This window comes from Microbacterium saccharophilum (genome assembly GCF_007992455.1).
Lineage (GTDB): Bacteria > Actinomycetota > Actinomycetes > Actinomycetales > Microbacteriaceae > Microbacterium > Microbacterium saccharophilum.
Genome location: NZ_BKAH01000001.1, coordinates 51,574 through 72,223, shown reverse-complemented (window position 1 = coordinate 72,223; position 20,650 = coordinate 51,574). Strand labels below are relative to the sequence as shown.

The 20,650-nt window shown below is 71.9% G+C and carries 25 protein-coding genes; 20 read left to right on the top strand and 5 right to left on the bottom strand.

Annotated features, from left to right (window positions below):
• Both ftsY and MSA03_RS00390 read left to right on the top strand, forming a co-directional pair.
• A complete protein-coding gene (ftsY, locus tag MSA03_RS00395) occupies nt 1-873 on the top strand; it encodes a signal recognition particle-docking protein FtsY (RefSeq protein WP_147049241.1) in 873 nt (290 codons plus the stop codon).
• 59 nt (nt 874-932) lie between these two features.
• The gene (locus MSA03_RS00390; RefSeq protein WP_147049240.1) at nt 933-1,433 is read left to right on the top strand and encodes a DUF2004 domain-containing protein; all 501 of its coding nucleotides are present in this window, start codon (nt 933-935) and stop codon (nt 1,431-1,433) included.
• 16 nt (nt 1,434-1,449) lie between these two features.
• Here the strand turns inward: MSA03_RS00390 and lipA are convergent, their stop codons facing one another.
• Nucleotides 1,450-2,481 carry a lipoyl synthase gene (lipA, locus tag MSA03_RS00385; protein WP_147049239.1) on the bottom strand — a complete coding sequence of 344 codons (1,032 nt, stop codon included), beginning with the start codon at nt 2,479-2,481 and terminating at the stop codon, nt 1,450-1,452.
• On the bottom strand, nt 2,478-3,155 hold the full coding sequence (gene lipB / locus MSA03_RS00380) for a lipoyl(octanoyl) transferase LipB (RefSeq protein WP_147049238.1): 678 nt from the start codon (nt 3,153-3,155) through the stop codon (nt 2,478-2,480). The genes lipA and lipB overlap by 4 nt, the downstream gene beginning before the upstream one ends.
• A 73-nt stretch (nt 3,156-3,228) precedes the next feature.
• Between lipB and MSA03_RS00375 the strand changes: the two genes are divergently transcribed.
• The gene (locus tag MSA03_RS00375) at nt 3,229-4,218 is read left to right on the top strand and encodes a TetR family transcriptional regulator (protein WP_147049237.1); all 990 of its coding nucleotides are present in this window, start codon (nt 3,229-3,231) and stop codon (nt 4,216-4,218) included.
• A gap of 12 nt (nt 4,219-4,230) precedes the next feature.
• Entirely contained in the window at nt 4,231-5,781 is a 1,551-nt protein-coding gene (gene ffh, locus MSA03_RS00370; protein ID WP_147049236.1) for a signal recognition particle protein, read from the top strand.
• Between the two features lie 17 nt (nt 5,782-5,798).
• On the opposite strand, the gene MSA03_RS00365 is transcribed toward ffh, so the two are convergent.
• Complete coding sequence (locus tag MSA03_RS00365) at nt 5,799-6,962, bottom strand: glutamate--cysteine ligase (protein ID WP_147049235.1); 1,164 nt, start codon at nt 6,960-6,962, stop codon at nt 5,799-5,801.
• A gap of 185 nt (nt 6,963-7,147) precedes the next feature.
• Here MSA03_RS00365 and rpsP point away from each other — a divergent pair, with 185 nt between their 5' ends.
• From rpsP to trmD, 4 genes are read left to right on the top strand one after another with little or no spacing between them, the layout of a single operon-like run.
• Nucleotides 7,148-7,570 carry a 30S ribosomal protein S16 gene (rpsP, locus tag MSA03_RS00360; RefSeq protein WP_028495434.1) on the top strand — a complete coding sequence of 141 codons (423 nt, stop codon included), beginning with the start codon at nt 7,148-7,150 and terminating at the stop codon, nt 7,568-7,570.
• Between the two features lie 4 nt (nt 7,571-7,574).
• The gene (locus tag MSA03_RS00355) at nt 7,575-7,805 is read left to right on the top strand and encodes an RNA-binding protein (protein ID WP_028495435.1); all 231 of its coding nucleotides are present in this window, start codon (nt 7,575-7,577) and stop codon (nt 7,803-7,805) included.
• Nucleotide 7,806: 1 nt separating this feature from the next.
• Nucleotides 7,807-8,406 (top strand): ribosome maturation factor RimM, encoded by a 600-nt coding sequence (gene rimM / locus MSA03_RS00350; RefSeq protein ID WP_147049234.1) that lies wholly within the window; start codon nt 7,807-7,809, stop codon nt 8,404-8,406.
• A gap of 1 nt (nt 8,407) precedes the next feature.
• A complete protein-coding gene (gene trmD, locus MSA03_RS00345) occupies nt 8,408-9,115 on the top strand; it encodes a tRNA (guanosine(37)-N1)-methyltransferase TrmD (protein ID WP_147049233.1) in 708 nt (235 codons plus the stop codon).
• Here the strand turns inward: trmD and map are convergent.
• The gene (map, locus tag MSA03_RS00340) at nt 9,095-9,877 is read right to left on the bottom strand and encodes a type I methionyl aminopeptidase (protein ID WP_147049232.1); all 783 of its coding nucleotides are present in this window, start codon (nt 9,875-9,877) and stop codon (nt 9,095-9,097) included. The genes trmD and map overlap by 21 nt on opposite strands.
• Before the next feature lie 52 nt (nt 9,878-9,929).
• Here map and MSA03_RS00335 point away from each other — a divergent pair, with 52 nt between their 5' ends.
• The 9 genes from MSA03_RS00335 (at nt 9,930) to MSA03_RS00295 (ending at nt 17,059) form a co-directional block, all read left to right on the top strand.
• A complete protein-coding gene (locus MSA03_RS00335) occupies nt 9,930-10,427 on the top strand; it encodes an MFS transporter permease (RefSeq protein WP_147049231.1) in 498 nt (165 codons plus the stop codon).
• A 163-nt stretch (nt 10,428-10,590) separates the two neighbouring features.
• Nucleotides 10,591-10,938 carry a 50S ribosomal protein L19 gene (gene rplS, locus MSA03_RS00330; RefSeq protein WP_028495440.1) on the top strand — a complete coding sequence of 116 codons (348 nt, stop codon included), beginning with the start codon at nt 10,591-10,593 and terminating at the stop codon, nt 10,936-10,938.
• Nucleotides 10,939-11,102: 164 nt separating this feature from the next.
• Complete coding sequence (gene lepB, locus MSA03_RS00325) at nt 11,103-11,858, top strand: signal peptidase I (RefSeq protein WP_147049230.1); 756 nt, start codon at nt 11,103-11,105, stop codon at nt 11,856-11,858.
• Entirely contained in the window at nt 11,855-12,514 is a 660-nt protein-coding gene (gene rnhB, locus MSA03_RS00320; RefSeq protein WP_147049229.1) for a ribonuclease HII, read from the top strand. Before lepB ends, rnhB begins: the two co-directional genes overlap by 4 nt.
• Nucleotides 12,515-12,585: 71 nt before the next feature.
• Complete coding sequence (locus tag MSA03_RS00315) at nt 12,586-12,906, top strand: DUF2469 family protein (RefSeq protein ID WP_028495443.1); 321 nt, start codon at nt 12,586-12,588, stop codon at nt 12,904-12,906.
• A 96-nt stretch (nt 12,907-13,002) separates the two neighbouring features.
• On the top strand, nt 13,003-13,365 hold the full coding sequence (locus tag MSA03_RS00310; protein ID WP_028495444.1) for a YraN family protein: 363 nt from the start codon (nt 13,003-13,005) through the stop codon (nt 13,363-13,365).
• The gene (locus MSA03_RS00305) at nt 13,362-14,897 is read left to right on the top strand and encodes a YifB family Mg chelatase-like AAA ATPase (protein WP_147049228.1); all 1,536 of its coding nucleotides are present in this window, start codon (nt 13,362-13,364) and stop codon (nt 14,895-14,897) included. Before MSA03_RS00310 ends, MSA03_RS00305 begins: the two co-directional genes overlap by 4 nt.
• Nucleotides 14,894-16,084 carry a DNA-processing protein DprA gene (gene dprA / locus MSA03_RS00300; protein ID WP_147049227.1) on the top strand — a complete coding sequence of 397 codons (1,191 nt, stop codon included), beginning with the start codon at nt 14,894-14,896 and terminating at the stop codon, nt 16,082-16,084. The genes MSA03_RS00305 and dprA overlap by 4 nt, the downstream gene beginning before the upstream one ends.
• 54 nt (nt 16,085-16,138) lie before the next feature.
• Entirely contained in the window at nt 16,139-17,059 is a 921-nt protein-coding gene (locus MSA03_RS00295; RefSeq protein WP_147049226.1) for a tyrosine recombinase XerC, read from the top strand.
• 79 nt (nt 17,060-17,138) lie between these two features.
• Here the strand turns inward: MSA03_RS00295 and MSA03_RS00290 are convergent, their stop codons facing one another.
• Nucleotides 17,139-17,684, bottom strand: a complete 546-nt coding sequence (locus MSA03_RS00290) for a murein hydrolase activator EnvC family protein (protein WP_147049225.1) — start codon at nt 17,682-17,684, stop codon at nt 17,139-17,141.
• Between the two features lie 321 nt (nt 17,685-18,005).
• Between MSA03_RS00290 and rpsB the strand changes: the two genes are divergently transcribed.
• From rpsB to pyrH, 3 genes are all read left to right on the top strand, one after another.
• The gene (gene rpsB / locus MSA03_RS00285; RefSeq protein ID WP_147049224.1) at nt 18,006-18,908 is read left to right on the top strand and encodes a 30S ribosomal protein S2; all 903 of its coding nucleotides are present in this window, start codon (nt 18,006-18,008) and stop codon (nt 18,906-18,908) included.
• A 68-nt stretch (nt 18,909-18,976) separates the two neighbouring features.
• Nucleotides 18,977-19,804: a translation elongation factor Ts gene (tsf, locus tag MSA03_RS00280; RefSeq protein WP_028495450.1), complete on the top strand. Its 828-nt coding sequence runs from the start codon at nt 18,977-18,979 to the stop codon at nt 19,802-19,804.
• A 90-nt stretch (nt 19,805-19,894) separates the two neighbouring features.
• Nucleotides 19,895-20,614: a UMP kinase gene (gene pyrH, locus MSA03_RS00275; protein ID WP_028495451.1), complete on the top strand. Its 720-nt coding sequence runs from the start codon at nt 19,895-19,897 to the stop codon at nt 20,612-20,614.
• Nucleotides 20,615-20,650: the final 36 nt, after the last annotated feature.

Sequence of the window (20,650 nt, the reverse complement as noted above, 5' to 3'; positions counted from 1 at the left end):
ATGGCGGAGAACTCCTGGTCGCTCGGTCGCGCGCTGCGCGGCATGTTCGTCAAGCCCACGATCGACGAGACGACCTGGGAGGACCTGGAGACCGCCCTGCTGACCGCGGACTTCGGCCCGGATGTCACCGAGCGCCTCATCGACGAGCTGCGCGAGAAGGTGGACCGGTTCCGCACGACCGACCCGCGCGACCTGCAGCGGATGCTGAAGGAGACCCTCGAGGAGCACTTCGCCAAGTTCGACACGACGCTGCGCCTCACCGAGCGCCCCGCCGTCGTCCTCGTCGTCGGGGTCAACGGCGTCGGGAAGACGACCACGATCGGCAAGTTCGCGAAGTACCTGCAGCGCTTCGGCCGCACGGTCGTCGTCGGCGCCGCCGACACCTTCCGCGCGGCGGCCGTCGACCAGCTCGCGACGTGGGCCGAGCGCGGGGGAGCGGCGATCGTGCGTCCGCAGCAGGAGGGCCAGGACCCGGCATCCGTCGCCTTCCAGACCATCGACTACGCCAAGCGCACCGGCACGGAGATCGTCCTCGTCGACACGGCGGGGCGTCTGCACACCAAGGGCGGGCTCATGGACGAGCTCACCAAGATCCGCCGCGTCATCGAGAAGCAGGCGCCCATCAGCGAGGTGCTCCTCGTGCTGGACGCCACGACGGGTCAGAACGGCGTCATGCAGGCGGAGGCCTTCCTCCAGCACGCCGGCGTCACGGGCCTCGTCCTGACCAAGCTCGACGGCTCCGCCAAGGGCGGCTTCGTCCTCGCGGTGCAGGAGCGCACCGGAATCCCGGTGAAGCTGCTCGGCCAGGGCGAGGGCATCGGCGACCTCACGGGCTTCACTCCGCACGTCTTCGCCGCCGCGCTCGTGGACTGATCCGGCGATTCGGCGTGGCCGGGGTCGCGTCCGGGTCGCGAGGCTGGTTTCATGGGCGTATGGCGATCGAGCACGACTACTTCGGACTCCTCGAGTCCGGACCCGACGGATCGATCTTCTGGTCCGAGAGCGTCGACCTCGGCGACCAGAGTGTCACCGTCGACCTGACCGCGCCCGATCAGGACGACGTCTCCGCCGCCGCGCTGGACGTCGCGGCGGCCATGATCTCCTCGATCGAGGACATCGACATGCAGGCGCGCAACGCGATGGTCGACGAGCTCGACGATCGCACGAGCGAGGTCATCGAGTACATCCTGCAGCAGCAGGAGCAGCTGGGCGAGGGCATCGAGGATGTCCTCGTGGACATCTCCGGCGACGTGCACGTGGACATCATCCGGTCGCTGCAGCTGGTGAGCATGACGATCCTCGCCGACGAGCACGGCGGCTCGGACCCCTTCGCGGTCCTCGAATACGCGCTCGACCCGGACGCGACCGACGAGGTCCTCCTCGTCAACCTCACCTCCGACGGCGCGGTCCAGTCGGTCACGAGCGCCGACTGAGCCGCACCGCCCGAGTTCAGACCGCCTGCGCGAAGGTCGCCCCGTCGCGGGCGATGTCGGTGGCGAGGTGGGCGAGGTCCTCGGGGATCTCGCGTCCCTTGGAGAGCATCGACTGCGCCCAGAGACGGCCCGCGCGGTAGGAGGAGCGCACGAGGGGGCCGGCGAGGACGCCGAGGAAACCGATCCGCTCGGCCTCGTCCTTGAACGCGACGAACTCGTCGGGCTTGACCCAGCGGGCCACCGGCAGGTGCCGGGGCGAAGGCCGCAGGTACTGCGTGATGGTGATGATGTCGGTGCCGGCGTCGTGCAGGTCCTGCAGCGCCTGCACGACCTCCTCCGGCTCCTCGCCCATCCCGAGGATGAGGTTGGACTTCGTGATGAGGCCGGCGTCGCGCGCGCGGGTGAGGACGCCGAGGGAGCGGTCGTAGCGGAACGCGGGGCGGATGCGCTTGAAGATGCGCGGGACCGTCTCGACGTTGTGCGCGAAGACCTCGGGACGCGCGTCGAAGACCTCGTCGAGCAGCACCGGGTCGCCGTTGAAGTCGGTGGCGAGGATCTCCACGCCGGTGCCGGGGTTGTCGGCGTGGATGCGCCGCACCGTCTCGGCGTGCAGCCACGCGCCGCCGTCCGGCAGGTCGTCCCGCGCCACACCGGTGACCGTGGCGTAGCGCAGCCGCATCCGCCGCACGCTCTCGGCGACCCGGCGGGGCTCGTCGGTGTCGTAGTCGGCCGGCTTGCCGGTGTCGATCTGGCAGAAGTCGCACCGGCGCGTGCACTGCGAGCCGCCGATGAGGAACGTGGCCTCGCGGTCCTCCCAGCACTCGTAGATGTTGGGGCAGCCCGCCTCCTGGCAGACGGTGTGCAGCCCTTCCTCCTTCACGAGAGAGTGCAGGGCCTGATACTCGGGGCCGAGCTTCGCCTTCGTCTTGATCCATTCCGGCTTCCGCTCGATCGGCGTCTCGGCGTTGCGGACCTCGAGGCGGAGGAGCTTGCGTCCGCCCGGCGCGGCCGCCGCCGGCGACGCCGGACCGGTGCCGCAGGCGCTCACGCGGCGACCTCCGCCGCGGAGACGCCTGCCGAGACGGCTGACGAGGCGGCTGACGAGGCGGCGCGGAAGGCGGAGGCGACGGCATCCACGACGTCGGCGGGGGAGAGGTGGGCGCCCGCGGCCTCGCTGAGCGTCGTGACGCCGGCATCCGAGATCCCGCACGGGACGATCCGGGAGAACGCGGCGAGGGAGTTGTCGCAGTTCAGGGCGAAGCCGTGCATCGTGACGCCGCGCTGCACGCGCACCCCGATCGCGGCGACCTTGTCCTCGGACAGCGGCCGGCGCACCCACACGCCGCTGCGCCCCTCGACCCGGTGCCCCGCCACGCCATAGCCGCGCAGCACGCCGATCAGCACCTCCTCGAGCATCCGGACGTGCGCCACGACGTCGACGGGTTCCGGGAGCCGCACGATCGGGTAGCCGACGAGCTGGCCGGGCCCGTGCCACGTGATCTTTCCGCCGCGGTCGACGTCCACGACCGGTGTGCCGTCGGTAGGACGCTCGTGGCGCGCCGTGCGGGCACCTGCCGTGTAGACGCTCTCGTGCTCCATGAGCAGCAGGGTGTCGGGCCGTTCGCGGGCGACGACGGCGGCGTGGACCTCGCGCTGCAGCGCCCAGCCGTCGAGGTAGGGGACGAGGTCCGGCGCGAGGCCGACCGTCTGGACATCGAGCATGACGCTCCTCCGGATCGCGGGGATGGGCATTGATAGACCGCGTCCAACAATACCTGCTCGCTACGATGGGCGCGTGACCAGCGGACGACCCAGGGCCTCCTCGCGCGACACGCTCGCCGACGCCGCCTGCGAGCTGTTCCTCGAGCAGGGTTACGACGCCACGACGGTGACGGACATCACTCGGCGAGCCGGCGTCAGCCGATCCAGCTTCTTCAACTACTTCGGGTCGAAGGCCGACATCCTGTGGGGCGGGCTCGACGAGCGGATCGCGGAACTCGAGGAGCGGCTGCGCGCGGGGGGCGGAGCGGATGCGCCCGGGGACGTCCGCGCCGCGCTGACCGCCCTGGGCGCGACCGTCGCGGCGGACAGCCTCGCCCTCGCCGTGGCCAACAGCGAGGCGATGGGGCTCGTCGACGAGCTGCGGCGGGAGGCCGCGCTCCGGCAGGCGCGCATCGCCGTCGCCGTCGCCGACCGGCTCGAGCGGGCGGGGACGCCCCGCCTGGCCGCCGCCGTGGCGGGATCCGCGCACGCCGGCGCCGTGTGGGCGGCGATCGCGCAGTGGGCCTGTGTCGGCCCGGGGCGGACGGCGCTGCCCGCGCTCCTGGGCACGGCCCTCGCGGCCGCCGCCGTCACTGTGCCCGGCCCGGTCCGCCAGCTCCGCGTCGTCGCCTGCGCGGAGGATTTCGAGGACGCCCTCACCTTCTACCGCGACACGATGGGCATGCGCGAGCAGGACGCGTACGAGGGACCCGCGGGCGCGCGCGTCGCCATCCTGGACGCCGGGCGGGCGACGCTCGAACTCGCCAACGCCGCCCAGGTCGCGCTCATCGATGCCGTGGAGACCGACGGAGACGCACCGAGCGAGCCGATCCGCATCGGGTTCGAGGTCTCGGACACCGCCGTCGTGACCGACGCGCTCGTCTCCGGGGGCGCCCGGCTGGAGGCGGCGCCGCGCGTGACGCCGTGGGGTTCCGTCAACGCGCGCCTCCGCGCCCCGGCCGGACTGCAGGTCACGATCTTCCAGGAGCCCGCAGCGGAATCGGGCGCCGACGCGCGACGGTAGAATCGTCGGATCATGGCGACTTTCGGCACCCTCTCCGACCGGCTCACCGAGACCTTCCGCAACCTCCGCAAGAAGGGGCAGCTCACGCCCGCGGATGTGGACGGCACCGTCCGCGAGATCCGTCGCGCGCTCCTGGACGCCGACGTCGCGCTGACCGTCGTCAAGGAGTTCACGGCCAAGGTGCGCGAACGGGCGCTCGGCGACGAGGTCAACCGCGCGCTGAACCCGGCGCAGCAGGTCGTCCAGATCGTCAACGAGGAGCTCGTCGCGATCCTCGGCGGCGAGCAGCGGCGCCTCCAGTTCGCGAAGAACCCGCCCACGGTCATCATGCTCGCGGGCCTGCAGGGCTCCGGAAAGACCACCTTCGCCGGCAAGCTCGCGCGGATGCTGCAGAAGGACGGCCACACGCCGCTCCTCGTCGCCGCGGACCTGCAGCGCCCGAACGCCGTGAACCAGCTGCAGGTGGTCGCCGGGCAGGCCGGCGCCGCCGTCTACGCACCGGAGCCGGGCAACGGCACCGGTGACCCCGTCCGCGTCGCCCGCGACGGCGTCGAGACCGCGCGCCGCCAGCAGCACGACGTCGTCATCATCGACACGGCGGGCCGGCTCGGCGTGGACGCGGAGCTGATGAAGCAGGCCGCCGACATCCGCAAGGCCACCGACCCCGACGAGGTCCTCTTCGTCATCGACGCGATGATCGGCCAGGATGCCGTCAACACGGCCAAGGCCTTCCAGGACGGCGTCGACTTCACCGGCGTCGTGCTGAGCAAGCTGGACGGCGACGCCCGCGGCGGCGCGGCGCTGTCCGTGGCATCCGTCACGGGACGTCCCATCATCTTCGCGTCCACCGGCGAGGGCCTGGACGACCTCGAAGCGTTCCACCCGGACCGCATGGCGAGCCGCATCCTCGACCTCGGAGACATCCTCACCCTCATCGAGCAGGCGCAGGCCGCGTTCGACGAGGAGGAGGCGCTCAAGGTCGCCGAGAAGCTCGCGACGGAGCAGTTCACCCTGGAGGACTTCCTCGGCCAGCTGCAGCAGATGCGCAAGATGGGCTCGATGAAGAAGATGCTCGGCATGCTGCCGGGCATGGGGCAGATGAAGCAGCAGCTCGAGGACTTCGACGAGCGTGAGATCGACCGCACCGAGGCGATCATCCGCTCGATGACCCCGGGGGAGCGCCGCAACCCGAAGGTCCTCAACGGCTCGCGGCGGCTGCGCATCGCCCGCGGCTCGGGCATGACCGTCACCGACGTCAACGCGCTCGTGAACCGCTTCGAGCAGGCCGCGAAGATGATGAAGACCGTCGCGCGCGGCGGCGTCCCCAACATCCCCGGCATGGGCCCCATGGGCGGCAAGCCCGGCGCGTCCAGCAAGCGCGGCAAGCAGGCGAAGAAGAAGTCGGGCGTCTCGCGGTCGGGAAACCCCGCCAAGCGCGCGGCGGAGAACGCCGGCATCGCGGCGGCGGCACCCACGGGCTCCGGCTTCGGGCTCGGCGGCGGTGCGCCGCAGCCGACCGAGGCCGACCTCGCCGAGATCCAGAAGCTCTTCGGCAAGGGCTGAGCCTCGGCCCGCCGGCGTCAGGGACGCAGCGTCGCCAGGTGGTCGCGCAGGGTCGGGCCCGCGCGGAACTCGCGGATGAGGTGCTGGACGACTTCCCGGAGATCGCCCTCCGCGGCGTCGGCCACCCGCAGCTGTCGCGCGTAGCTCGCGCCCTGCTCGACGATCGCGCCGAGGCCCGCGAACTCGCGTGCGCAATGCAGCTCCTCCGCGACCGGCATGAGCCGATCCATCGTCTCGCGCAGGTGATCGGTGACGAGACGCTGCGTGCCGTCGTGGTCCACGATCACGCGGGCGTCGAGTCCGTACCGGGCAGCCCGCCACTTGTTCTCCCGGATGAACCAGGGCTGGATGGTGGGGAGTTCGCGGCCCTCGTCGAGCTCACGCGAGAAGTGCTCGACGAGCACCTGGACGAGGGCGGCGACGGCGGCGAGTTCGGGAAGGGTCGACATGCCGTCGCACGCACGGATCTCGATGGTGCCCCAGCGCGGGGCCGGCCGGATGTCCCAGCGGACCTCCGTCGCGTCCTCGATGACCCCGGTGCGCACCATGTCCTCGAGGTAGCCCTCGTACTGGCTCCAGTCGGCCAGGGGCCAGGGGAGCCCCGCCGTGGGCAGCTGCTGGAAGACGAGGGCGCGGTTGGAGGCGTATCCGGTCCGGTCGCCGGCCCAGAAGGGGCTGGATGCCGAGAGGGCCTGCAGATGCGGGAGGTACACCGCCAGCGCGTTGATGATCGGGAACACCTTGTTGACGTCGTCGACGCCCACGTGCACGTGGATGCCCCAGATCATCATGTTGCGCCCCCACCACTGGGTGCGCTCGATGAGCTTGTGATAGCGCGTCTTGTCGGTGATCTGCTGGTCGTACCACTGCGCGAACGGATGGCTGCCGGCGCACAGCAGCTCGAGTCCCATCGGGTCGGTGACCGTGCGGACCGTGGCGATCGCGTCGGCGATGTCGTCGACGGCCGCCGCGACCGTGTCGCCGACGCCGCTCGTGACCTCGATGGTGTTCGTCAGCAGCTCGCCGGTCACGGTGTAGCGTTCCAGCGCGGTCGGCTCCTCGACCTGCGCGATGAGGTCGGGCGCGCGAGGCGCGAGGTCGCCCGTCGCCCCGTCGGCGAGCATGATCTCCCATTCGAGCCCGACCGTGGAGCGGGCGGATGTCGCAAACGGCACCGTCATCCGCTCAGTCTGACACGGCGCGCGGCGGCCGGTTCGCGGCATCCGTCCGGATCTGGCAAAATGGATCCTTGGACCACCCGCTCGACCCTCTAATCCGGCGGGGCGCGTCCACCCAGAGCTCCCCGCCGGGTGTGCACCCCACGCTCCAGGCGACGTTCATCACCTCTTACACATTCAGGAGAATTGTGGCTGTCAAGATCCGTCTCAAGCGCCTCGGCAAGATCCGTGCGCCGTACTATCGCATCGTCGTCGCGGACTCGCGCACCAAGCGCGACGGTCGCGTCATCGAGGAGATCGGCAAGTACCACCCGACCGAGGAGCCCTCGTTCATCGAGGTCGACTCCGCGCGTGCGCAGTACTGGCTCTCCGTGGGCGCCCAGCCGACCGAGCAGGTCGCGGCGCTCCTCAAGCTCACGGGCGACTGGGGCACCTTCAAGGGCGACGCGAACGCCGTCTCGACGGTGAAGACCGCCGAGCCGAAGGCGGCCTTCTCGGTCGACGCCGGCAAGAAGTCGGTGCTCAAGCCCCAGGCCAAGAAGGCCGAGGCTCCCGCCGAGTCCAACACCTCCGACGCCGAGGCGCCCGCCGCCGAGGCCGACGCAGAGTAATCCGTTGCTGGCCGCCGCGCTCGAGCACATCGTCAAGGGGATCGTCGATCACCCCGACGATGTCACCATCAACGCCTCCTCGTCGCCGCGAGGCGACGTCCTCGAGGTGCGCGTGCACCCCGATGACCGGGGGCGTGTGATCGGGCGCGGCGGACGCACGGCCAAGGCGCTGCGGACGCTCGTGTCCGCACTGGCCGACGGAAAGCGCGTCCGCGTCGACGTCGCGGACGACTGAGATGTCCGCTGCGAAGCCGGCCCGCACGCAGCTGCGTGTCGGCCGTCTTGTCAAGGCGCACGGGCTCAAGGGCGCCCTCAAGCTCGAGCTGTACACCGACGACCCGGACGGGCGCTTCGTACCCGGCGCCGAGTTCACCCTCCAGGTGCCGGAGTCCTCGCCGTGGCACGGCAAGATCGTCACGGTCCGCGAGTTCCGCTGGATGAACTCGCACCCCGTCGTCTTCTTCGAGGACATCGACGACCGCGACGGCGCCGAGTCGATCGTGCGCGCGATCCTCTGGATCGATCAGGACGACGCGTCCGCGCCGGCCGAGGAGGACGCCTGGTACGACCACCAGCTCGTCGGACTCGACGTCGTCCGCGACGGTGCGGTCGTGGGGCGCGTCGCGCGCGTCGATCACCTGCCGGCGCAGGACATGCTCATCGTCGCGCCCACCGGCCGCGACGGCGAGATCCTCGTGCCCTTCGTGAAGGCGATCGTGCCCGAGGTCGACCTCGCCGCCGGTCGCGTGACCGTCACGCCGCCTGCCGGTCTCTTCGAAGAGCTGCCGGACGACGAGGACACCGCCCCCGCCGAGGAACCGGCCGACGAGGACTGACGTGCGCATCGACGTCGTCACGATCTTCCCGGCGTTCTTCGACGTCCTCGAGGTCTCCCTCCTCGGCAAGGCCCGCGGCAGCGGCATCCTCGACGTCCGCGTGCACGATCTCCGCGACCACGCGCACGACCGTCACCGCAGCGTCGACGACACCCCGTACGGCGGCGGCGCCGGCATGGTCATGAAGCCGGAGCCCTGGGGCGAGGCGCTCGACGCGATCGCCGCGGACTCCGCCGCCCGCCCCGTGTTCATCTTCCCCTCGCCCGCCGGCGAGCAGTTCACGCAGGCCACGGCCCGCGAGCTCGCCGCGGTGCCCCACCTCGTCTTCGGCTGCGGTCGCTACGAGGGCATCGACGAGCGCGTCTTCGCGTACGCCGCGACGCTCGGCGAGGTGCGCCTGGTCAGCCTCGGCGACTACGTGCTCAACGGCGGCGAGGTGGCCGCGATGGCCATGATCGAGGCGGTCGGCCGGCTCATCCCCGGTGTCGTGGGCAACCCGGAGAGTCTCGTGGAGGAGTCCCACGAGGACGGCCTGCTGGAGTACCCGTCCTACACCAAGCCCGCCTCCTGGCGCGGCCGGGACGTGCCGGACGTGCTCCTCAGCGGCCACCACGGCCGCGTCGCGCAATGGCGCCACGACCAGCAGGTGCAGCGCACCCGCGAGCGACGGCCCGACCTCCTGCCGGAGTCAGTCGACGCCGAGGAATGAGCGGTCGGTCAGGACGATCGGTCCCGCATCGGTGATCGCGACGGTGTGCTCGGCGTGCGCGCCGCGGGAGCCGTCGACGCTGCGCAGCGTCCAGCCGTCCGGGTCGGTGACGAGCTCGTCCGTCGTCTGCAGAAACCACGGCTCGAGCGCCAGCACGAGGCCCGCGCGCAGCGGGTAGCCGCGGCCCGGCTTGCCGTCGTTGGCCACGTGCGGGTCGCCGTGCATCTCCCGGCCGACGCCGTGCCCACCGAAGTCGGTGTTGATGGCGTAGCCGTCCGCGCGCGCGACGCCGGCGATCGCATGCGAGATGTCGCCGATGCGGTGCCCGACGACCGCCGCGTCGATCGCGGCCGCCAGGGCCCGCTCCGCGGTGTCGATGATGGCGAGGTCCTCGTCGCGGGGTGTCCCCACGACGAACGAGACGGCGGAGTCGGCGACCCACCCGTCGACGGACACCGCGAAGTCCAGGGAGACGAGATCGCCGTCCCGGAGCGCGTAGTCGTGGGGGAGGCCGTGCAGCACGGCGTCGTTGATGGACGTGCAGATGACCTTGCCGAAGGGACTCGCGCCGAAGGACGGGTGGTAGTCGATGTAGCAGGACTCGGCACCCGCGCGGCGGATGAGGTCGTGCGCGCACCGGTCGATCGCCAGCAGGTTCGTGCCGACCGTGGTCTCATCGCGAAGGGTCGCGAGGACCTCCGCCACGAAACGGCCCGCGGGCCGCATCGCCTCGATCTCGGCAGGCGTGCGCAACTCGATCATCCTGATCCTTTCCTCAGAGACCATTCTGACGGACCGGCGTAGCATCGAAGGCATGTGGCTGAGACGTGCGTTCTACCAATGGCTCCTGCCGGCGGCGCTGATCCTGCCGCTGTGGCTGCTGATCGGCTGGATCGCGTTCAGCGCGAGCGGCTGGGCGCTGCTCTGGGTCATCGTCATTGCCATCCCCTCCGTGCTCGTCGGCCAGGTGCTGCTGACGCTCCTCGCCCGCGCGCGCGGCACGGTCCGGCACACCCGCACCCTGTCGTGGTGGGATGTCGCCGGCTTCGGGCTCTGGCACCTCCTCACGATCGCGGTCGGATTCTTCTCCCCGGCCGCCTTCTGGCCTTTGCTGACCGCCGCGATCGTCGTCTTCATCGGCCTCGTCTGGCTCATGCTGTGGCAGCTGTTCCGCGAGGCGAAGCCGGGCGCCGTGCTGCAGCGCGCGACGGACGGCGCCCGGTACATCCCGCCGCCCGCGCCGTCCCAGACCCCGCGGGAACCGCACGAGGTGATCGTCGTGACCGAGAAGCGGAGCACCGGCGACGCCTGAACCGGTTTTGAGCGCACCGTCATCCATGGCAGAATGAATCTTTGTGCCCTGGACAGGCTCTGCCTCAGGGGAGCACGGCGCCGTCTCGGCTGCCAGGGGCACACTCCATCCTTTTCCCTCAACTCTCGCGATCGACCTGTGGCGGTCGCAGGAAGTGACGATCATGCAGATCCTCGACTCCGTCGACGCAGCATCCCTGCGCAACGACATCCCGGTGTTCGCGCCGGGCGACAACGTGAAGGTCCACGTCAACATCACGGAAGGCAACCGCTCGCGCGTCCAGATCTTCCAGGGCGTCGTCATCGGCCGCTCCGGCGACGGCGTGCGCGAGACCTTCACCGTCCGCAAGATCAGCTTCCAGGTCGGCGTGGAGCGCACCTTCCCGGTGCACAGCCCGGTCATCGACCACATCGAGGTCGTCACCCGCGGTGACGTGCGTCGCGCGAAGCTGTACTACCTCCGCAACCTCCGCGGCAAGAAGGCCAAGATCAAGGAGAAGCGCGACCGCTGAGACGCGGCGCGATTCACGTCGTGATGCCCCGGGACCGTTCGTCGGTCCCGGGGCATCACGCTGTCCGAGGTGCGCGCGGCGGCACGCGCGGCGGCGCGGATGTGGGACCCTGGTAGGGCGGTCGCGGGGCGACCGGCGGATGTGTGTGCGTGTGAAGGACGGGAATGACTTCGGAGACGACGGCCCCGGCCGCTGATGCCGCGGGCGAACCCGCATCCCCGCGCCGGAGGCACCGGTTCTGGCTGCTCGTCCGCGACGTCCTCGTGATCGTGCTGATCGCCGTCGTCGTGTCCTTCCTCGTCAAGACCTTCCTCGTCCGCTCGTTCTTCATCCCGTCCAGCTCCATGGAGCAGACGCTGCAGATCGACGACCGGATCCTGGTGGACGAGCTCACTCCGCGGTTCGGCGGCTACGACCGCGGCGACGTCGTCGTCTTCCGCGACCCGGGCGGCTGGCTGCCGCAGACGCCCGCCCCCGACCGCTCCTTCGCCGTCGAGGCCGTCGACTGGGTGCTCGCCCTCGTCGGGATCTCCGCACCGGACAGCAAGGACCACCTCATCAAGCGGATCGTCGGCGTCGCCGGCGACCATGTGGTGTGCTGCAACGTCCTCGGGCAGATCGAGATCAACGGCGTCCCCGTCGACGAGTCGGCGTACCTCAACCTCGCGGAGGGTCAGAGCGCTCCGGAGGACGTCCCGTTCGACGTCACGGTGCCGGACGGCTCGCTGTGGGTGCTCGGTGACAACCGCGACCACTCCCGCGACTCGCGCTACAACGTCGATCAGCCCTCGCGCGGCTTCGTGCCGGTCGACAACGTCGTGGGGCGCGCGTTCCTGCTGACCTGGCCGCTCTCGCGGTTCGGGTTCATCGACGCGCATCACGATGTCTTCGCCGGCATCCCGGACCCCGGGACGCCATGACCGTCGCGACCCCGAAGCTCACCGTCGAGCGGCGCCTGCTCAAGGAGCACGCCGTCGTCGTCGCCTGCGACGAGGTCGGGCGCGGGGCCCTCGCCGGGCCCGTCGCCGTCGGTGCCGCCGTCGTGGACGCCGCGGGCGCCCGCCGCCGGATCCCCGAGGGCCTCCGCGACTCGAAGCTCGTCGCAGAGCACCACCGCGCCGCCGTCGCGGACCGGGCCGCCGGCTGGGTGAACGCCTCCTCGGTCGGGTGGGCGAGCGCCGCCGAGATCGACAGCGTCGGCATCATCCGCGCCCTGGGGCTCGCCGCGCTCCGCGCGATCGCCGACCTGCGCGCCCACGGCATCGTCCCGGAGGACGCCATCGTCATCCTCGACGGCAACCACGACTACATCACCCCGGCGGGCGGTGCCGGGCTGCGCGTCACCCCGATCATCAAGGCCGACCGCGACTGCGCGTCGGCGGCAGCCGCATCCGTCATCGCGAAGGTCGCGCGCGATGCCCTCATGACCCGGCTGCACGACGAGGTGCCCGTCTACCAGTGGGCGCGCAACAAGGGCTACGCGAGTCTCGAGCACCGCGAGGCGATCCGCTCGCACGGGCTGAGCGACCACCATCGCGCATCCTGGGCGATCGCCGACGCCCCCACGCTCTTCTGACCCGCCCGGCGATGCCGGCGCCGCGACCGGGCGGTGACCTTGCCCTCCCGCGACCCTAGGATGGAAGAACCATGGACGACGAAGTATTCGAGGACTATGACCGCGAACTCGAACTGGCGCTCTACAAGGAGTACCGGGATGTCGTGTCGCAGTTCCAGTACGTTATCGAGACCGAACGGCGGTTCTACCTCGCCAACGAGGTCAACGTCGTCCGCCGGGACACCGAGCACGACTTCTACTTCGAGATCTCGATGCAGGACGTGTGGGTGTGGGACATCTACCGCGCCGACCGGTTCGTGAAGTCCGTGCGCGTGCTGACGTTCAAGGACGTCAACGTCGAGGAGCTGCAGCGCCGCGACTTCCAGCTCCCTGAGGAGCTCTCGCTCGACTGAGCATCGCCTCCTGCACAGGATGCCGCCGCATCGGCCCCCTGCACGGATCCGGGACCGCACGCCCTGACGAGGTGACGCGCTCGGGACGATGCCGTCATGGCATTGAAGGACGAGCGGGGCCGAGCCGGTGAGGACCGTGCGGCGTCGTACCTGCGGGGCGGCGGGTACCAGATCCTCGACCGCAACTGGCGCTGCCCCGCGGGCGAGATCGACATCGTCGCGGCGTCGCGGGAGGACCTCGTCGTCGTCGAGGTCAAGACGCGGCGGACGGAGTGGTTCGGGCATCCCTTCGAGGCCGTCGACGCGCGCAAGCGCGCGCGGCTGTGGCGGCTCTCCTGCGCGTGGATCGCCGCGCATCCGGCTGCCGCGCGGGGCAGGCGGCTGCGCCTGGACGTCATCGCCATCACGGGAGAGGATCCCGCCACCGCTGTCCTCGAGCACATCGAGGACCTCGCGTGAGCCTCGGGCGGACGTGGTCGGTGGCGCTCACCGGGCTCGTCGGCGACGTCGTCGAGGTCGAAGCCGACCTGTCGAACCAGACCCCGGGGTTCGCGATCATCGGGCTGGCCGACAAGGCGATCTCCGAAGCGCATCAGCGGGTGCACAACGCGTGCGCGAACAGCGACCTCGCCCTGCCGCGGCGCCGGCTGACCGTGAACCTCTCGCCGGCGAGCCTGCCGAAGCAGGGCACGGGGCTCGATCTCGCGATCGCCCTCGCGGCGCTCGCGACCGAGCACCCGATGGACCGGGACTCGCTCGCCGGCGCGGTGCACCTGGGCGAGCTGGGCCTCGACGGGCGTCTCCGGCCGGTGCCCGGCATCCTGCCGGCCGTCCTGGCCGCCGCGCGGGCGGGCTTCCGCCGTGTCGTCGTCCCGCATGCCTGCCGCTCCGAGGCGGAGCTGGTCGACGGCGTCGAGGTGTTCGGCGCCGTGAGCCTCCGCGACGTCGCGCGCTGGCACGGCCTCGACGTCGCGGAGGTGGAGGAGGAGCCCGTCCCGTCCGCCGCCGCCGCACCGGAGGCGGAGACGGAACCGCCCGAGCTCGCCGAGGTGGTCGGGCAGCGCGACGCCGTGGATGCGCTCGTCGTCGCCGCGGCGGGCGGACACCACCTCCTGATGAGTGGGCCGCCCGGCGCCGGCAAGACGATGCTGGCGCGGCGGCTCCCCGGCATCCTTCCCGATCTCGACGACACCGCCGCGCTGCAGGTGGCCTCGATCCGCTCGCTCGCGGGGCTTCCGGTCACGGGGGGGCTCCCGCGCACGCCCCCGTTCGAAGCCCCGCACCACAGCGCGAGCGTCGCCGCGCTCGTGGGCGGCGGGAGCCGCGTCGTCCGCCCCGGCGCGATCGCCCGCGCCAGCGGCGGGGTCCTCTTCCTGGACGAGGCGGGGGAGTACAGCGGTCACGCCCTGGACGCCCTGCGTCAGCCCCTCGAGTCCGGCCGGATCGAGATCCACCGTGCGGGCTTCCGCGCCGCGTTCCCCGCTCGGTTCCAGCTCGTCCTCGCGACGAACCCGTGCCCGTGCGGCGTGTACGGGGTGCCGGGTGGGACCTGCGTCTGCCCGCCGATGGCGATCCGGCGCTACCTCTCGCGGCTGTCCGGTCCGCTGCTTGACCGCATCGACATCGAGCTGGCCATGCAGCGGGTGTCCCTCGCGCAGATCACCGGGGCGGGCGGCGGCACGGAGACGACCGCCTCGGCGCGGGCACGCGTCGCGGAGGCGCGCTCCCGCGCCGCCCACCGGCTCCGTGAGACCCCGTGGCGGACGAACGCCGAGGTGTCCGGGGCGTGGCTGCGATCGGGACCGCTCGCGCCGGAGCCGCTCATCCGTCGCCCGCTGGATGCCGCGCTGCACCGCGGGTCGCTCACGCTGCGCGGGTTCGACCGCGTGCTGCGCGTGGCGTGGTCGGTGGCGGACCTCGCGGGGCGCGGCCGGCTCGAGGTGCCGGACATCGGCCGAGCGCTGTACCTGAAGAGAGGGACGCACGCATGACGGGTACCGATCTGTCCAGCGCCGCGGCGCGTGCGGCGCTGCGGGGGAGCCCCGGTGCACGCGGGGCCGGGGAGGACGAGGACGCCGCGCGGGACCGGTTCGCGCGGGGCATCTGGTCGGCGCTCGCCGAGCCGGGCGACGGCACCGGCGGCGCGTTGCGCGACCGGTGGGGCGCCGCCGAGGCGCTCGCCATCGCAGTGCTGACGGACGGGCGCGAGGCGGAGGCCGCGGAAGCCGGCGTCGAGCCCGCCAGCCTGAAGAAGGCGAGGGAGCGCTGGCATCCCCGCGTCGAGGGCGTGGGCGAGACCTTCGCCGCCGCACGGCGCGCCGGAGCCGTCCTGCTGACGCCCGCCGATCCGCAGTGGCCCGCGGGCTTCGACGACCTGGGACCGCACGCGCCCGTCGCGCTGTGGACCCTCGGTGCGCCGGAGCGCCCGCTGACCCCGGGATCCGCCGTCGCGCTCGTCGGGGCGCGGGCGGCGACGGCGTACGGCGAGCACGTCGCGATGGAGCTCGCCGCAGAGCTGGGCGCGACGGGGACGACGATCGTGTCCGGCGCCGCGTACGGGGTCGACGGCTCCGCGCATCGCGCCGCCCTCCGCGTCGACGGGCTGACGGTGGCGCTCCTCGCCGGCGGCGTCGACCGCCCGTATCCCGCCGGCCACAGCGACCTGCTCGACCGCATCGCCCGGACGGGCGTCGTGGCATCCGAGGTGCCCTGCGGGTCGACGCCGACCAAATGGCGCTTCCTCGCGCGCAACCGCCTCATCGCCGCCGCGGCACAGGCGACCGTCGTCGTGGAGGCGGGATGGCGCAGCGGCTCGCTCAACACCGCGCACCACGCGGCGTCCCTCGGGCGACCGCTGGGAGCGGTGCCGGGTCCGATCACGAGCGCGGCGTCCGCGGGATGTCACCGGCTGCTGCGGGAGGCCGACGCGCAGTGCATCACCGCCGCCGACGACGTACGGGAGCTCCTCGGGCTGCCCGTGACGATGTCAGCGGACGACGGGGGACGCACCGACGACCGGACGCGGGTCGTCGACGCGCTGGGCGTGCGCGTCGCCCGCTCCGCGGAGGAGGTCGCGCGGCGCGCGGGCCTCTCCGCCGGTGACGCCGCCGCGCTCCTCGGGCTCCTCGAGCTCGAAGGCCGCGCATCGCGCGGCGTCGACGGGTGGCGGCGGTGCTGACCGGCGCCGGAGGGTCGCCGTTCGCGCGCCGGGCGGGCGGGGCATGCTGGACGCATGCGCATCTCCGCCGCGGTCGCCGCGTACACGGGACACCTCGCCGACGTGCGCCGCCTCTCGCCCGCGACGGTCCGCGCCTACCGCGCCGACCTCGCCGACCTCACCCGCTCTTGCGGTGACCTCGAGATCGCCGACGTCGACCTGGAGACGCTGCGTGAATGGCTGTGGACGGCGACCAAGCGCGGCGATGCCCGCGCGACGATCGCGCGCCGCACGGCGTCCGCCCGCGGGTTCTTCGACTGGGCTGTGGAGACCGGACTGCGGGGGACCGACCCGAGCCTGCGCCTCGTCGCACCCAAGCGGGGCCGCACCCTCCCGCACATCGCGACGGCGGGGGCCATGGCATCGCTGCTCGACGACGCCCGCACCGTGGCGGACGAGGAGGGCGATCCCCTTGCGCTCCGTGACGCCGCGATCCTCGAGCTGCTGTACGGCGCGGCGCTGCGCGTATCAGAGCTCTGCGGTCTGGACCTCGACGCGGTCGACCGCGACCGCCGCACCGTGCGCGTCGTCGGAAAGGGCTCGAAGGAGCGGATCGTCCCATTCGGGGCGCCCGCAGGACGCGCCCTGGACGCCTACCTCGTGCGCGGGCGGTCGGCGCTGCTCGCGCGACGCACGGGCCCCGGAGCCGGGGCCCGTCCCTCGGCGATCTTCCTCGGCGCCCGCGGCGGACGGATCGGACCGCGCGCCGTGTACGACGTCGTCGCCCGGACGGTCGGCCCCGTGGTCGGCGCCGGTGCAGTCGGTCCGCATGCGCTGCGCCACTCGGCCGCGACGCACCTGATCGACGGCGGCGCCGACCTCCGTGCCGTGCAGGAGCTCCTCGGCCATGCGAGCCTGGGCACGACGCAGATCTATACGCACGTCTCGGCCGAGAAGCTGACGGCCTCCTACCGGCTGGCGCATCCCCGCGCCTAACGTGCGTCCGGTGCGGGCGCGGGCTCCGTCGAGAGCAGAGCGCGCCGCGCAACCGCACCGGGCGGACCGATCGGCCACGTCAGCAGCAGGGGAGCAGGATCGCCCGCGGCAGGTCGCCCAGGAGCAGCATGGGGTTGATGTACTCGCCATGCTCCCGCACCCCGAAGTGCACGGCGCCGGGGGCGGCGTGCCCGCCGTGCCCGATCGACCCGACCGGGTCGCCGGCGGCGACCCGCGTGCCCGGCACCGGCATCCCCGACACGGGTTCCAGGGTCGTGACGAGGCCGCCCCCGTGGTCGATCGTCACGACGCCACGCCCCGCGACGGGCCCCGCGAACGCGACGACGCCCGCGGCGGGGGAGCGGACCATGTCCTCGCCCGCCGACTCCAGATCGATCCCGCGATGGCCGGGGCCATACCGGTGCGCCGGGGCCGCGTAGGGATGGGTGATGCGGAAGGAGTCCAACGGCCAGCGCCAGGCGGCCAGTCGCGCGGCCTCCGCGGCGCCGCGCTCCGGCGGCGCGGAGGTCTCGGCGCCTCCCGCGACGGCGGGCGGGACCGCGCCGGGTCCCACGGCCAGGAGGACGGCGACGGCGGCCGCTGCGGCACGGGCCGAGAAGGTCATGCCGGGAGCCTGCTCCGGCCGCCGCTCCGGGCGGATCCCGCGGCGATGATCGGTGGACGAGCGGACGCCCCGCTCTGCGGGGCAGGAAGCGGCGTGACTGATACACTGAACGACGCACCTCGCTTGTCGGGGTGACTCCGCGTGCCCACAGCGCGTGCGGCGATCCGCAAGGACCGTCGCGGCGTGGCATCCCACACCCCAGGTCTCGCACCGCTCCGGCGGACGAGCGGGTGTGCGCCGGGCACCAGGCCCGCCGACCTTCCGGTCCGGCGAGAACAACCGAAACAGGGCGCGCCCGCGCGCCAGAACAGGAGAACGGCCATGGCCGTCGTCACCATTCGCCAGCTGCTCGACAGCGGCGTCCACTTCGGGCACCAGACCCGCCGGTGGAACCCGAAAGTCAAGCGCTTCATCCTCACCGAGCGCTCCGGCATCCACATCATCGACCTGCAGCAGTCGCTGGCCTACATCGACCAGGCCTACGAGTACGTCAAGGAGACGGTCGCGCACGGCGGCACCATCCTCTTCGTCGGCACGAAGAAGCAGGCCCAGGAAGTCATCGCCGAGCAGGCGACCCGCGTCGGCCAGCCCTACGTCAACCAGCGCTGGCTCGGTGGCCTCCTCACCAACTTCTCCACCGTCAGCAAGCGCCTCGCGCGCATGAAGGAGCTCGAGGAGCTCGACTTCGAGAACCCCTCCGAGAGCGGCTTCACGAAGAAGGAGCTGCTGCTCAAGAAGCGCGAGCTGGACAAGCTGCACAAGTCGCTCGGCGGCATCCGCAACCTCCAGAAGACGCCGTCGGCCATGTGGGTCGTCGACGCCAAGCGCGAGCACCTCGCCATCGACGAGGCCAAGAAGCTCGGCATCCCCGTGATCGGCATCCTCGACACGAACGCCGACCCGGACGAGTTCCAGTACCCGATCCCCGGCAACGACGACGCGATCCGCTCGGTGGGCCTGCTCACCCGCATCATCGCCGACGCCGCCGCCGAGGGCCTCATCCAGCGCCACCAGCCCACCGACGAGTCCGCCGAGGCCGCTGAGCCGCTGGCCGACTGGGAGCGCGAGCTCCTCGAGTCCGCTCCGGCCGAGGCCGCTGCCGAGGCGCCTGCCGCCGAGACCGAGGCTCCGGCCGAGGCCCCCGAGACCGAGGCTCCGGCCGATGCTGCCGAGACCGAGGCTCCGGCCGAGGCCGCTGCCGACGAGGCCCCCGCAGCCGAGTAAGTCGTCGCCCCGGCGGGCGTGACCCGCCCGCCGGGGCTCCCACACCACGAACCAAGGAGCCACCACCCATGGCAAACTTCACCATCGCCGACATCAAGGCGCTGCGCGAGCAGCTCGGCACGGGCATGGTCGACACGAAGAAGGCGCTCGAAGAGGCCGACGGCGACCTCGAGAAGGCCGTCGAGATCCTGCGCCTCAAGGGCGCGAAGGGCAACGCGAAGCGCGCCGACCGCTCCACGAGCGAAGGCCTCGTCGCCGCGACCGAGCAGAACGGCGCGGTCACGATGATCGAGCTCGCCTGCGAGACCGACTTCGTCGCCAAGAACGACCGCTTCATCGCCCTCGCCGACAAGGTGCTCGCCGCAGCTGCCGCTGCCGGCGCCGACTCGGCCGAGGCCGCCCTCGCCGCCGACGCGAACGGTCAGACGGTCGAGCAGCTCATCTCCGACGAGGCCGCCATCATCGGCGAGAAGGTCGAGCTGCGGCGCGTCCGGACGCTCACCGGCGACGCGTTCCAGGTGTACCTGCACAAGACGAGCAAGGACCTGCCCCCGCAGGTCGGCGTCGTGGTCGCCTACACGGGTGCCGACGCCGAGACGGCTCGCTCCATCGCGCAGCACATCTCCTTCGCGAACCCCTCCTACCTGTCCCGCGACGAGGTCCCCGAGGCCGACGTGGAGAAGGAGCGCGAGATCGTCACCGAGATCTCCCGCAACGAGGGCAAGCCCGAGGCGGCCCTGCCGAAGATCGTCGAAGGTCGCGTCAACGCGTTCTTCAAGCAGGTCGCCCTGCTCGACCAGGACTACGCGAAGGACAACAAGCTGTCCGTCGCGAAGGTCGCGCAGGACGCCGGCATCACCGTCACCGGCTTCGCCCGCTTCAAGGTCGGCGCGTAGTCGTGGAAAGGGCCCGCATCTCCGGATGCGGGCCCTTTTCCATGCCCGCCATTCGATAGTCTGCACACGCGACGAGAGGAACCCACCCCTGTGATCGATGAGAACACCGGACGCCGACGCGTCCTCCTGAAACTGTCCGGCGAGGCGTTCGGGGGTGGCCAGCTCGGAGTGAACCCGGATGTGGTCGGTCAGATCGCGCGTGAGATCGCGGCGGCCGTGGACCGCGTGGAGATCTCCATCGTGGTCGGCGGCGGCAACTTCTTCCGCGGCGCCGAGCTCAGCCAGCGCGGCATGGACCGTGGGCGCGCCGACTACATGGGCATGCTCGGCACCGTCATGAACGCGCTCGCCCTGCAGGACTTCCTCGAGCAGGCGGGCGCCGCGACCCGCGTGCAGTCCGCCATCGCGATGACCCAGGTCGCCGAACCCTACATTCCGCGCCGCGCCGAGCGGCACATGGAGAAGGGCCGCGTCGTCATCTTCGGCGCCGGCGCCGGGCTGCCGTACTTCTCCACCGACACCGTGGCCGCCCAGCGCGCCCTCGAGATCGGCGCCGACGAGGTCCTGGTCGCCAAGAACGGCGTCGACGGCGTGTACACCGCCGACCCGAAGACGGATGCCACGGCGAGCCGCATCGACGAGATCACCTACCGCGATGCGCTGCAGCGCGGCCTCAAGGTCGTCGATTCGACGGCGTTCAGCCTCTGCATGGACAACGGGATCGACATGCGCGTGTTCGGGATGGAGCCGGCCGGCAACGTCACCCGCGCCCTCCTCGGGGAGCGGATCGGCACGCTCGTCACCGTCTGAGCCCGAGGCCCGCCGCACTAGACTTGATCCGACGTA